This window comes from Cellulomonas flavigena DSM 20109 (assembly GCF_000092865.1).
GTDB lineage: Bacteria > Actinomycetota > Actinomycetes > Actinomycetales > Cellulomonadaceae > Cellulomonas > Cellulomonas flavigena.
Genome location: NC_014151.1, coordinates 3,590,914 through 3,602,584 on the forward strand (window position 1 = coordinate 3,590,914; position 11,671 = coordinate 3,602,584).

At 76.2% G+C, this 11,671-nt stretch carries 12 protein-coding genes; 6 read left to right on the forward strand and 6 right to left on the reverse strand.

The window, feature by feature from the left end; translation table 11 throughout:
* Positions 1 to 61: 61 nt before the first annotated feature.
* Both CFLA_RS16285 and CFLA_RS16290 read left to right on the forward strand, forming a co-directional pair.
* The gene (locus CFLA_RS16285; protein WP_013118440.1) at positions 62 to 2,113 is read left to right on the forward strand and encodes an elongation factor G; all 2,052 of its coding nucleotides are present in this window, start codon (positions 62 to 64) and stop codon (positions 2,111 to 2,113) included.
* A gap of 62 nt (positions 2,114 to 2,175) precedes the next feature.
* Positions 2,176 to 2,523, forward strand: a complete 348-nt coding sequence (locus CFLA_RS16290) for a nucleotide pyrophosphohydrolase (protein WP_013118441.1) — start codon at positions 2,176 to 2,178, stop codon at positions 2,521 to 2,523.
* A 152-nt stretch (positions 2,524 to 2,675) separates the two neighbouring features.
* Here CFLA_RS16290 and CFLA_RS16295 read toward each other — a convergent pair whose 3' ends face one another.
* Positions 2,676 to 5,249: an ABC transporter permease gene (locus tag CFLA_RS16295; protein WP_013118442.1), complete on the reverse strand. Its 2,574-nt coding sequence runs from the start codon at positions 5,247 to 5,249 to the stop codon at positions 2,676 to 2,678.
* Entirely contained in the window at positions 5,249 to 6,043 is a 795-nt protein-coding gene (locus CFLA_RS16300; protein WP_425358353.1) for an ABC transporter ATP-binding protein, read from the reverse strand. Before CFLA_RS16300 ends, CFLA_RS16295 begins: the two co-directional genes overlap by 1 nt.
* Positions 6,044 to 6,321: 278 nt before the next feature.
* On the opposite strand from CFLA_RS16300, the gene CFLA_RS21120 reads away from it, so the two are divergent.
* Genes CFLA_RS21120 through CFLA_RS16310 form a run of 3 tightly spaced genes read left to right on the forward strand, consistent with a single transcriptional unit; the run spans position 6,322 to position 7,973 of the window.
* Positions 6,322 to 6,456, forward strand: coding sequence for a hypothetical protein (locus CFLA_RS21120; protein ID WP_013118444.1), 135 nt, complete (start codon positions 6,322 to 6,324; stop codon positions 6,454 to 6,456).
* A gap of 43 nt (positions 6,457 to 6,499) precedes the next feature.
* On the forward strand, positions 6,500 to 7,117 hold the full coding sequence (locus CFLA_RS16305; RefSeq protein WP_013118445.1) for an L-threonylcarbamoyladenylate synthase: 618 nt from the start codon (positions 6,500 to 6,502) through the stop codon (positions 7,115 to 7,117).
* 43 nt (positions 7,118 to 7,160) lie between these two features.
* A complete protein-coding gene (locus tag CFLA_RS16310; protein ID WP_342626026.1) occupies positions 7,161 to 7,973 on the forward strand; it encodes a uracil-DNA glycosylase in 813 nt (270 codons plus the stop codon).
* Here CFLA_RS16310 and CFLA_RS16315 read toward each other — a convergent pair.
* On the reverse strand, positions 7,943 to 8,854 hold the full coding sequence (locus CFLA_RS16315; protein WP_013118447.1) for a CPBP family intramembrane glutamic endopeptidase: 912 nt from the start codon (positions 8,852 to 8,854) through the stop codon (positions 7,943 to 7,945). The genes CFLA_RS16310 and CFLA_RS16315 overlap by 31 nt on opposite strands.
* Before the next feature lie 167 nt (positions 8,855 to 9,021).
* Here CFLA_RS16315 and CFLA_RS16320 point away from each other — a divergent pair, with 167 nt between their 5' ends.
* On the forward strand, positions 9,022 to 9,321 hold the full coding sequence (locus CFLA_RS16320) for a hypothetical protein (protein WP_013118448.1): 300 nt from the start codon (positions 9,022 to 9,024) through the stop codon (positions 9,319 to 9,321).
* Positions 9,322 to 9,345: 24 nt separating this feature from the next.
* On the opposite strand, the gene CFLA_RS16325 is transcribed toward CFLA_RS16320, so the two are convergent.
* From CFLA_RS16325 to CFLA_RS16335, 3 genes are all read right to left on the reverse strand, one after another.
* Positions 9,346 to 9,996 carry an NAD(P)H-binding protein gene (locus CFLA_RS16325; RefSeq protein ID WP_013118449.1) on the reverse strand — a complete coding sequence of 217 codons (651 nt, stop codon included), beginning with the start codon at positions 9,994 to 9,996 and terminating at the stop codon, positions 9,346 to 9,348.
* Positions 9,996 to 10,886, reverse strand: a complete 891-nt coding sequence (locus tag CFLA_RS16330) for an SDR family oxidoreductase (RefSeq protein WP_043599167.1) — start codon at positions 10,884 to 10,886, stop codon at positions 9,996 to 9,998. Before CFLA_RS16330 ends, CFLA_RS16325 begins: the two co-directional genes overlap by 1 nt.
* A 163-nt stretch (positions 10,887 to 11,049) precedes the next feature.
* The gene (locus CFLA_RS16335; protein ID WP_013118451.1) at positions 11,050 to 11,466 is read right to left on the reverse strand and encodes a CBS domain-containing protein; all 417 of its coding nucleotides are present in this window, start codon (positions 11,464 to 11,466) and stop codon (positions 11,050 to 11,052) included.
* Between the last annotated feature and the right edge of the window lie 205 nt (positions 11,467 to 11,671).

Here is an 11,671-nt window from a genome sequence, read left to right on the forward strand (position 1 = left end):
GCTCCGCGGCGTGCCCGTCCTACGCTGGGCCGAAGTTCACCTCCAGCGTGGGAGGGTCCACATGGACCAGGCACCGTCGCCCAGAGTCCGCACCGTCGCCCTGCTGGGCGCGTCAGGTGCCGGCAAGACCACCCTCACCGAGGCCCTCCTGCACCGGGCCGGGGCGATCCCCCGCGCCGGCCGCGTCGAGGACGGCACCACGGTCAGCGACCACGAACCGGAGGAGATCGCCCGCGGCATCTCCCTCGGGCTCGGCGTCGCCCCCTTTCGATGGCGGGCGGACGACGGGCACACGTACGACGTCACGGTGCTGGACACGCCCGGCTACCTGGACTTCGCGGGCGCGGTCGACGCGGCGCTGAGCGCGGCCGACCTCGCGGTGATCGTGGTCAGCGCCGTCGACGGCGTGCAGGCCGGCACCCACCTGGCGTGGCGCGCCGCCGCCGACGCGGGCGTGCCCCGCGTCCTCGTCGTCACCAAGGAGGACCGCGCGCGCGCCGACTTCCACCGCGTGCTGGACGAGCTGCGCGACGCGTTCGGCGACGCGGTCGTGCCGCTCGAGCTGCCGTTCGGCGACGAGGCCGCGTTCACCGGCGTGGCCGACGTGCTCTCCGAGGAGGCCTACGGCTACGAGCCCGACGGTCGGCACCACACCGAGCCGCTGCCGGCGGCCCTCGCCGAGGAGGAGCACCGCCTGCACGAGCAGGTCACCGAGGAGATCGTCGCGCACGACGACGAGCAGCTCGAGCGGTACCTCGCGGGCGAGGTGCCGTCGGTCGCCGAGCTCGAGCGGACCCTCGCGCACGAGGTCGCGGCCGGCGAGGCGGTCCCGGTGCTCGTCGCGTCGGGGACGACGGGCGTCGGTGTCGACCGCCTGGCCGACCTGGTGTGCGAGCTGTGCCCCGCGCCCGGCACGCGCACCGTGCTCGCCGGTGACGTCGAGGTGCAGGTCGCGCCCGACCCTGCCGGGCCGGTCCTGCTGCACGCGTTCCGCACCACCGCGGACCCGTTCGTGGGGCAGGTCACGCTGTTCCGCGTGCTGTCCGGCACCGTGCGTGCGGGCGACCGGCTCGTCAACACCACGACCCGCACCGAGGAGCGCCTGCCCGGGCTGTTCCTGCTGCGCGGCAAGGAGCACACGCCCGTCGACGTGGCCGTCGCGGGGCAGGTCGCGGCCGTCGCCAAGCTCACCGGCACCCCGGCCGGGTCGCTGCTCGCCGCCAAGGGCGCCCCCGGCGCGTCGATGACGGCGCGGCCGCCGCGCGCACGGCCCGGGGTGTACGGCCTCGTGCTGGAACCCGTCACGCAGTCCGACGACGACCGGCTGTCCGCCGCGCTGGGCCGCCTGGCCGCCGAGGACCCGACGCTCACGGTCGAGCGCACCGGCGACCGCACCGTGCTGCGCGGGCTCGGCGACACGCACCTGACCGTGGCTCTGGAGCGGCTCGCGCGGGTGTTCGGCGTGCACGTCACGACGTCGCCCGTGCCCGTCGGGTACCGCGAGACCGTCGCCCGGGCCGTCGAGGCCGAGGGCAAGGTGAAGAAGCAGTCCGGCGGGCACGGGCAGTACGCCGTGGTGCAGCTGCGGGTGTCGCCGCTGCCCGCGGGCGCCGGGTTCGAGTTCGTGGACTCGGTCGTCGGCGGGGCGATCCCTCGGTCGTACCTGCCCGCCGTCGAGCGCGGCGTGCGCGAGGCGATGGCCGCCGGCGGGCCGCACGGGTACCCCGTGGTCGACGTGCGCGTCGAGGTGTACGACGGCAAGGCGCACTCCGTGGACTCGTCCGACATGGCGTTCCGGACGGCCGCGGCGACGGGCCTCAGGGAGGCGCTGGCCGCGGCCGGGACCGTGGTGCTCGAGCCGGTGTGCCGCGTGCAGGTCACCGTGCCCACATCGGTGCAGGGCGACGTCATGAGCGACCTGTCGACACGCCGTGGGCGCATCACCGACACCGTCTCGCTCGAGGGCGGCGAGGTCGTCGTCGAGGCGACCGTGCCGGAGTCGGAGCTGCGCCGCTACGTGCTCGACCTGCGCTCCCTGACGGGTGGCCGGGGCGACCTCACGGTCGCCCCCGACCACTACGCCCCCTGCCCGGAGCACCTCACCACCGTCTGACGCCGCGCCGCGGTCCCGCGCGCCCCGCACGGCCGGTGGCCGACGCGGGCGAGGATGGGGCCATGGCGGAGATCGCGGAGCTGGCGGCGGCGGTACGGGAGTTCTCGCGGGAGCGGGACTGGGAGCAGTTCCACGACCCGAAGTCGCTGGTGCTCGCGCTCGTCGGGGAGGTCGGCGAGCTCGCCGAGCTGCTCCAGTGGGTGCCCGCGGACGAGGTCGTCGAGCGCTTCGCGGCGCCCGACCGCAGGGCCCGCGTCGGCGAGGAGCTGGCCGACGTGCTCGTCTACCTGGTCTGCCTGTCGGACGTGCTGGGCGTCGACCTGGGCGCGGCGGCCCGCGCCAAGCTCGCGTCCTCCCACGCCCGCTTCCCGGCGGACGACGTCCGCGGCGTCGCCCCCCACAAGCCCTGACCTACGTCGACCCCCGCGCCGAGTGCGGGGATAACGCCGCGAGTGCGGGGGTGACGCCGCGAGTGCGGGGGTGACGACCCCCGCACTCGGCGAGCTTCCCCCGCACTCGGCGAGGGGGTGGGGACGGGGGGTGGGGGTGGGGGTGTGCGCGGTCAGTCGGGGGTGGCGATCGCGTCGAGGACCCGCAGGCGCGCGGCGCGCGCACCGGGCCACACCGCCGCCAGCACGCCGACGACCAGCGCGAGCCCCACCATGACGGCCAGGCCGGACCACGGGACGGACAGGCGGTCCAGGCCCTCGTCGGCGTAGACGCTCGGCAGGGTCGACCCCAGCCCCACACCCACCGCGAGTCCGACGACCGTGCCGAACACCGCGGTGAGCACGGACTCGACCGTGACGACGCCCGCGAGCTGCAGCCGCCCCAGGCCCACGGCCCGCAGCAGCCCGATCTCGCGCGTGCGCTCGATGACCGACAGCGCGAGCGTGTTGACGATGCCCAGCACCGCGATGACGAGGGACAGGCCGAGCAGCGCGTAGAGGATGACGAGCAGCTGGTCGACCTGGGCGGCCATCTGGTCGACGAACTCGTCGCGGTCCTGCACGGACACCACCACGTAGGGCGAGACGGCCGCCGTCACGGCGTCCCGCAGCTCGGCCGGTGCGACGCCGTCGGCCGCGTCGACGAAGACCGTGTCGGTGGTCTGCGCGGGCCCGGGTGCGAGCTCGTCGAGCACGTCCTGCGTGACGACCACGGACCCCGACATGACGGGGGTGCTGACGACCGCCGCGACCTCCAGGGTCCGCTCACCGGCGGCGGTGCTCACGGTCAGCTCGTCGCCCACCTCCCACCCCTCGCCGGCGATGCGCTCGTTGACGACCGCGTGCGTGTCGTCCAGCGCGTCGACGTCGCCCGCGAGGACCTCGACCACGAGCGACCCACCCAGGACCCCCGGCGCGAGGCCCACCAGGAACGCGCCGTCGTCGGGCCCGGGCACGGCACCCGGCCGCGGGGACATCCCGCCGAACGCGAAGGCGGTCGCGTCCGCCCGGCCGACCTCCGGCAGCGCGGTGACGTCATCGACGGCGCCGGCGGGCACCGCGTTCGTCGCGCCGCGCAGCACGAGGTCGGCGTTCGTCGCGCTCTCGACGACGCGCACGAGGGACGCCTGGCCCGTCGCGGCGATCACCGACACCGCCCCCACGAGCGCCATCCCGATGACGAGCGCCCCCGCCGTCGAGGCGGTCCGGTGGGGGTTGCGCACGACGTTGCCCTGCGCGAGGCGCCCCAGCGGCGGCAGCGCGTGCACGAACGGCAGGGCGAGCACCCGCAGCACGGCCCGCGCGAGCGACGGCGCGACCACGAGCACCCCGGCGAGCACGACCACCGCGCCGGCGCCGAGGAGCAGCTCCGCCCCGGTCGCGTCGGGCCGCAGCGCCGCGTACGCGACGGCCGCGACGCCCAGCGCGACGACGAGGCCACCGGCGACGCCCCGCACGTGCAGCGAGCGCTCGGGCACGGTGACCTCGCCACGCATCGCCTCCACGGGTGCGACGAGCGCGGCGCGGCGTGCGGGCACGGCCGCGGCGACCGCCGACACGACGGTGCCCAGCACGAGGCACGTCACGACGCTCGTCGTCTCGACCGGCACGTCCCCGACGAGGTCCATGCCGACCTGCGCGAACACCACGCGCAGCCCGCTCACCAGACCCACACCCCCGGCCACGCCGATCGCCGAGCCGACGAGCCCGACGACGGCCGCCTGCCCCACGACGACGCCGAACACCTGCGCGGGCGACGCGCCCACGGCCCGCAGCAGCGCGAACTCCCGCACACGCTGCCGCACGGCCATCGCGAACGTGTTGGAGATGAGGAACCCGCCGACGAACAGCGACACGACGGCGAAGATCAGCAGGAACGACGTGATGAACCCGAGCGTCTGGTCGATGTCGGCGCGGAGCTGCTCCCGCATGGTGTCGCCCGTGAGGACCTCGGCACCCGGTGCGTCGTCCAGCGCGGCCGCGACGCGCTCGGCGAGCGTGTCCTCGTCGACCCCGTCGGCGGCGTGCACGGCGACGCTCGGCACGACACCCTCGGGCGCGAACGCGGCCGTGGCGACGTCGACGGGCAGGTAGACGAGCGTGGCGCCGGCGAGCGGGCCGCCGGCGTCGACCTCGCCGACGACCGTGACGTCGCGGACCTCGCCGGACGCCACCAGCCGGGTGGTGTCGCCCACGGCCAGCCCGGACGACGCGAGGGTCGCGGACTCGATCGCGACCTCGTCGTCCGCGTCGGGGGCACGCCCCTCGCGCAGGTCGAGCGTCGGGTCGGTCGCGTGGAACGCGACGCCCAGCGACGGCGCCTGCGTGGACTGCACGGCCGTGCCGTCGGCGCCCACGAGCACGACCTGCCCGGCGAGGTCGGGCAGCGCGGCCCGCACGCCGTCGACGTCGGCGACCTCGTCCGCGAGCGCGAGCGGCACCGGCACCCGCTGCTCCCCGAGGGTCAGGGCCCCGCCGGTCTGACTCCCACCGGCCAGGGGCTCGTCACCGCGGACGTACGCGTCGGCGGGCGCCTGCCCGTCGACGATGCCGTGGAACGTGTCGGCGAGCATGGTGCGCAGCGCGAACGTGCCGGCGACGAACGCGACGCCGAGCGCCACGGCCAGGATCGACAACGCGAAGCGCACCGCGTGCGCGCGCACGCTGCGCAGGGTGACGCGCAGCATCAGCGGGCCTCGGCGGCTGCGGTGGCCTGCGCGCGGCGGGTCAGCGCGCCGAGGCGCTCGAGCACGGCGTCGGACGTCGGCTCGGCGAGCTCGTCGACGATCCGCCCGTCGGCGAGGAACAGGACGCGGTCGGCGTAGGACGCGGCGGTCGGGTCGTGCGTCACCATGACGACCGACTGCCCGAGCTCGTCGACGCTGCGCCGCAGGAACGACAGCACCTCGTGCGCGGACGACGAGTCGAGGTTGCCCGTCGGCTCGTCGGCGAACACCACGGCGGGGCGCGTGACGAGCGCGCGGGCGCACGCGACGCGCTGCTGCTGCCCACCGGACAGCTCACCGGGCTTGTGGTGCAGCCGGTCCCGCAGGCCGACGGCCTCGACGACGGCGTCGAGGTGCGCGCGGTCGACGGGCCGGCGCGCGATGTCGAACGGCAGCGTGATGTTCTCCAGGGCGGTGAGCGTCGGCACCAGGTTGAACGCCTGGAAGACGAACCCGATGCGGTCGCGGCGCAGGCGTGTCAGCCGCCGCTCCGACATGGCCGAGACCTCCTCGCCGTCGACCACGACGGTGCCCGACGTGGGGCGGTCGAGCCCCGCCAGGCAGTGCATGAGCGTCGACTTGCCGGACCCGGACGGGCCCATGGTCGCGGTGAGGCGCCCGCGCTCGACGTCGAGGTCGACCCCCGCGAGCGCGTGGACGGCCGTCGGGCCGGCGCCGTAGGTGCGCACGAGCCCGCGTGCGGTGGCGATCGGGGTGGCGGCGCGGGGGGTCTCGGTGAGGGTCACGAGGTAGATCGTCCCGCCCCCGGGGCCGGTGCGACATCCGGACGCGCCCGGAGGGGGACCCTGACCGCGCGGCCGGGGCGGGTCAGGGTGCCGCCCGGACGCGAACGTCCTGCTCAGCGGCTCGGCGCGCGGGCGGACGTCCTCGGCGGCCACCCGACCCCCCGGGGGTCGGACGTCGCGCGTCCCGGGACGGACCGGGGCCCGCCCCGGATGCGGGGGCGGGCCCGGCGGGCCAGGCTCGTCCTCGACGGGCCGCACCGGCGGCCACCGGCACCGAGAGGTCTCTCATGCACGCGCTCCGCCGCACCGCGCACGTCGTCGGCGCCGTCGTCCTCGGGGCGGGCCTCGCGTTCGCGGCGCAGCCCGCGCTGCTGACCGACCTCGCCCGGCCCGTCGTCGCCGCGATGCTGGGGGCCGGCTGACGCACGAGGTGAGCGCCCGCGGGCCCACCCCTAGGCTGACGTCATGGCCCGGTACTTCGACGTCCACCCGACGGACCCGCAGCCGCGCTCGATCGCGCAGGTCGTCGCCATGCTGCGCGACGACGCGGTGATCGCCTACCCGACGGACTCCATGTACGCGCTGGGCACGCGGCTGGGCAACCACGACGGGGCCGAGCGGATCCGCCGCATCCGGAACCTCGACGACCGGCACCACTTCACGCTCGTGTGCTGCGACTTCGCGCAGCTCGGGCAGCTCGTGCACCTCGACAACAGCGCGTTCCGGGCCATCAAGTCCGCCACTCCCGGGCCGTACACGTTCATCCTGCCCGCGACGCCCGAGGTGCCGCGGCGCCTCGCGCACCCGAAGAAGCGCTCGGTGGGTGTGCGGATCCCCGACGACCCGGTCGCGCTGGCGATCCTGCGCGAGCTCGGCGAGCCGCTCGTCTCGTCGTCGCTGCTCGTGCCGGGGCACGACTGGCCGATGAGCGAGGGCTGGCAGATCAAGGAGGAGCTCGACGACGTGCTCGACGCGGTCGTCGACGCCGGCGACCGCGGCAGCGAGCCCACGACCGTCGTGGACTGGACGGACGGCGCGCCGGAGGTCGTGCGCGAGGGCGCGGGCGACCCGTTGCGGTTCTGACGGGCGCGCCGTGGCCGACGGGGGCGTGGCCGGGACGCGCGGCGTGAGCCCCACGCCGGAACGTCCCGCCGGTCCACCCCCGGCAGACGCGCGGCCCGCGCCGTCCTCCCCCGCGGACGTCGTCGCCGCGGCGGCCGCCGCGCCGGACCTGGCGGCCCTCGCGGACGTCGTCACCACGTGCCGTGCCTGCCCGCGCCTCGTCGCGTGGCGCCGGGCGACCGCCGCCGACCCGCCGGCGCGGTACCGCGGGCAGACGTACTGGGCGCGACCCGTTCCCGGGTTCGGCGACGAGCACGCCGGGATCGCGCTGGTCGGCCTCGCGCCCGCCGCGGACGGCGGCAACCGCACGGGGCGGATGTTCACGGGCGACCGGTCCGGGGACTTCCTCGTCGCCGCGCTGCACCGCGCGGGGCTGGCGTCGCAGCCCACGTCGGAGGACCGTGACGACGGACTGGTGCTCACCGGGGTGCGGATGACCGCACCGGTGCGGTGCGCGCCGCCCGCGAACGCCCCCACGCCCGCCGAGCGCCGCACGTGCGGGCCGTGGCTCGCCCGGGAGCTCGCGCTCGTCGACCCGCGGGTGGTGGTCGTGCTGGGCGGGTTCGGCTGGCGGGCGCTGCTCACCACGCTGGACGAGCAGGGCTGGGGCGTGCCGCGCCCGCGGCCCGCGTTCGGGCACGGCGTCGAGCTGACGCTGCGGCGCGGCGACGCGAGCCTGGTGCTGCTCGGTTGCTTCCACGTCAGCCCGCACAACACGTTCACCGGACGTCTCACACCGCAGATGCTCGACGCGGTGCTCGAGCGCGCGAAGGCCCTGGGCGGCGGTCAGCCCAGCAGCTCCGCGGCGACCACGTAGCCGTTCGCCAGCACGTGCAGCGCGACCGTCAGCCACGCGTTGCGGTACCGGGACCACAGGAATGCCGCGACGAGCCCGAACCCGAGGCCCTGCAGGACGACGGCCCCGGCGACCTCGACGAGCAGCCCCTGCCCGTGCCGTGACCCGACGTGCAGGGCCGCGAAGGCGAGCGTCGCGACGGCGATCCCGCCCCAGCGGCCCAGCAGCGCCTCGAGCCGCGTCTGGAGCCACACCCGGTACAGCAGCTCCTCGCCGACCCCGGCGGTGAGGGCGGTCGCGACGCCGGCCGCGAGCAGCAGGTCGGCCGGGTACGCGGAGTAGTCGCCGTGCTGCAGCCACGGCGCGGCCTGGGCGAGCAGCGTCCAGACGAGGACGACGACGGCCGGCGCCCACCAGCGCCAGGCGACGCGCGGTCGGTCGGCCGTCAGGGAGCCGCGCGTCGCCAGGACCGCGACCCCGGGCACGAGCACGAGCACCGCGACCTTCACGAGGTGGTACTCGGCCCGGGCCCCCACGCCCGTCGAGGCGACGACCAGCGGGAACACGGCAGCAGCGCCGAGCATCACGGCCACGGCCGCCAGGACGCGGCGACGGTCGGCGACGCGCGGCGCCGGGAGGTCCGCCCGCGGCGGGAGCACGCCGACGAGCGCGAGCGCGACGGCCGTCGGCAGCAGCAGGTGCCAGGACGGCACGAGCGGGGAACCGGGGTCCGCGGAGCGCGCCAGACCGTCGGGGGCGAGGACGAGCAGGACGGTGAGGGACGCGGCGGCGGTCACGGCCCCGCCGACGGCCGCGGCACGGCCGGCACGCGGTGCGACGGGACACGGGCCGTCGGGCGGGCCGGTCGGGCCGGTCGGGCCGGTGACGGGTGTCGAGGTCATGTCGCGACGTTCCCAGCAGCGGCCCTCGCGGCGCGTCGTCCGACCCGACGACGTCCCGCGGACGTCTCGTCCGGACGGACGAGACGTCGGGACACAACCTTTTCGTCCCCTCGGACGTCTTCTCCCATGAGGGCACCTGCACGCGCGGGTGCGACGGAGGGGGTGCCGTGGCGGACCGACCGGCCGAGCACCGTCCTGCCGCGAGCGCGCGCACACCTGCCGGGTGGCCGGCCGTCGCGGCCCTCCTCGGGCTCGTCGTCGCAGCGACGACGCTCGTGGGGCTCTCGACGCAGGCGTGGGGCAGCGCGGAAGGGCTGGCCCCGCGCGCGTGGTGGGAGCGTGTGGTGGACGACGGCTGGCCCCGTGGGGGCTGGCCCGGCGCCGGGTGGCCGGGTGACGGGCGGGCGGGCTCCCCACCGTCCCCCGGCCACCCGGGGTACGCCGACGGGCCGTCACGGGCGGGCTGACGACCGCGGCGCCGCGGCGCGGGGTCAGGCGGCCGCGACGGCCTCCTCGACGGGGGTGTCACCGGCGACGAGCTCCAGCTGCCGCCCGATCGTCGCCGGCTCCCGGAGGGCCGCAGCGACGACCGCCGCGACGTCGGCGCGCGTGACCTGTCCCCGCTCGACGTGCTCGGCCAGCGCGACGCGGCCCGTGCCCTCGTCGTCCGTCAGGCCACCGGGGCGCAGGATCGTCCACTCCAGGTCGGTGTCCCGCAGCGCGGAGTCGGCGTCACGCTTGGCGACGACGTACGCGGCCCACACGGCCGGCATGTCGTCGGTGATCGGCTCGTCGACGCCGATCGCCGACACCTGCACGAACCGCCGCACGCCTGCCAGGCGCGCACCCTCCTGGGACTTCAGCGAGCCCTCGAGGTCGACCGTGCGCTTGCGGTCCGCGCGTCCGTCGGGCCCGGCCCCGGCCGCGAACACCACGGCGTCCGCTCCGCGCAGGACGGCCGCGAAGTCGTCCGCGTCGGACGCCTCGATGTCGAGCAGCGCGGGCTGCGCGCCGAGGGCCGCCAGCTCGTCGGCGTGCTCCGGCCGACGAACCAGCGGCACGACCTCGTCGCCGCGGGCGACCAGCAGCGGCGCCAGCAGGCGCGCGACCTTGCCGTGCCCGCCCACGACGACGACCCGCATCAGGACCGCCCGCCCGTCACCATGATCCGGTCGCCCGTGACGTACGACGACTCCTGCGACGCGAGGAACACGTACGCCGGCGCGAGCTCGGCGGGCTGCCCGGCGCGCCCCAGCGGGGTGTCGGCGCCGAACTGCTCGACCTTCTCGGCGTTCATCGTCGCGGGGATCAGCGGCGTCCAGATCGGGCCCGGGCACACCGCGTTGACGCGGATGCCGTCCGCGGCGAGCTGCTGGGCCAGGCCCTTGCTGAAGTTGTAGATCGCGGCCTTCGTGGACGCGTAGTCGAGCAGCGGCGGGCTGGGGTGGAACGCCTGGATGGACGAGGTGTTGATGATCGACGCGCCCTTGTCCAGATGGGGCAGCGCGGCCTGGGTGATCCAGAACATCGCGTAGACGTTGGTCTTCAGCACGCGGTCGAGCTGCTCGGTGGTGATGTCCGCGAGCCCGCCGGACTGCGCCATCTGGTACGCGGCGTTGTTGACCAGCACGTCGAGCCCGCCGAACGCCTCGACGACCCTGCCGGGCAGCGAGCGCGCGAGCTCCTCGTCGCGGATGTCGCCCGGCAGCGCGAGACCGCGCCGGCCGGCCTTCTCGACCCACGCGAGCGTCTCGCGCGCGTCGTCCTCCTCCTCGGGCAGGTAGGAGATCGCGACGTCGGCGCCCTCGCGCGCGAACGCGATCGCCACGGCACGGCCGATCCCGGAGTCGCCGCCCGTGATGAGCGCGCGGCGCCCCTCGAGGCGCCCGGAGCCGCGGTACGACTCCTCACCGTGGTCGGGCTGCTGGTCCATGTCGTCGGTGTGCCCGGGGTGCGCGATCTGCTCGGCGGACTGCGTGTCCGGGTCCGGGTGCTGGGTCGTCGGGTCCTGGGGTGTCGTCTGGTCGGCCATACGTTCCATCGTGCGGTCGCCGCCCCGGTCCGGCATCCGCAACGCCTCCCGCCCGCCCTCTCGTCGCCGAGTGCGGGGGTACGCCGCCGAGTGCGGGGGAAACGACCCCCGCACCCGGCGAGCTTCCCCCGCACTCGGCGAGGGGGTGGGTGGTCGGGGGTCGTCAGTTGTTGGCCGGGGCCTCGCTGATGTCCGCCAGGGCCGACGACGGGTCGAGCTCGGCCGCCAGGTCGCCGATGCTCAGGACGCCGACGGCCGCACCCCCCTCGACGACGGGCACGCGGCGGACCGCCTGCTCGCGCATGATGCGCACGACGTCGGCGACGTCGTCGTCGGGCCCGACCGTCAGCAGGTCGTCGGTGGCGAGCTGCCCGACCGGCGCGTCGAGGCCGATGCCCTCGGCCAGACCGCGGACCACCAGGTCCCGGTCGGTGACGATGCCGACCACGGTGCCCTCCTCGGCGACGACGAGCGAGCCGATGTCCTGCGTGGCCATCGTCTGCGCGACGGCGCGGAGCGTGTCGGTGACCTCGACCACCGTCGGGTGAGGCGTCATGAGCTCGGAGACCGTGCGGGTCATGGGGTCCTCCTGGTCCTGGGGCCGACGACGCGGGCGCGCCGCCACGACCACCGTCCGTCACCCGCCTCGGGTCCGCATCCCGAGGCGCGGCGACGCCGGGTGCGGGGGTACGCCGCCGGGTGCGGGGGAGACGACCCCCACACCCGGCGAGCTTCCCCGCGCTCGGCGCAGAGGCCGGGGTGTCGGTGCCGACCCGTAGCCTGCC

Coding starts and splice junctions, on each gene's coding strand:
- CFLA_RS16315 (WP_013118447.1), bottom strand. CDS start 8,854: ATGACCTCGACACCCGTCACCGGCCCGACCGGCCCGACCGGCCCGCCC.
- CFLA_RS16295 (WP_013118442.1), bottom strand. CDS start 5,249: ATGCTGCGCGTCACCCTGCGCAGCGTGCGCGCGCACGCGGTGCGCTTC.
- CFLA_RS16335 (WP_013118451.1), bottom strand. CDS start 11,466: ATGACCCGCACGGTCTCCGAGCTCATGACGCCTCACCCGACGGTGGTC.
- CFLA_RS16305 (WP_013118445.1), top strand. CDS start 6,500: ATGGCCCGGTACTTCGACGTCCACCCGACGGACCCGCAGCCGCGCTCG.
- CFLA_RS16290 (WP_013118441.1), top strand. CDS start 2,176: ATGGCGGAGATCGCGGAGCTGGCGGCGGCGGTACGGGAGTTCTCGCGG.
- CFLA_RS21120 (WP_013118444.1), top strand. CDS start 6,322: ATGCACGCGCTCCGCCGCACCGCGCACGTCGTCGGCGCCGTCGTCCTC.
- CFLA_RS16325 (WP_013118449.1), bottom strand. CDS start 9,996: ATGCGGGTCGTCGTCGTGGGCGGGCACGGCAAGGTCGCGCGCCTGCTG.
- CFLA_RS16285 (WP_013118440.1), top strand. CDS start 62: ATGGACCAGGCACCGTCGCCCAGAGTCCGCACCGTCGCCCTGCTGGGC.
- CFLA_RS16330 (WP_043599167.1), bottom strand. CDS start 10,886: ATGGCCGACCAGACGACACCCCAGGACCCGACGACCCAGCACCCGGAC.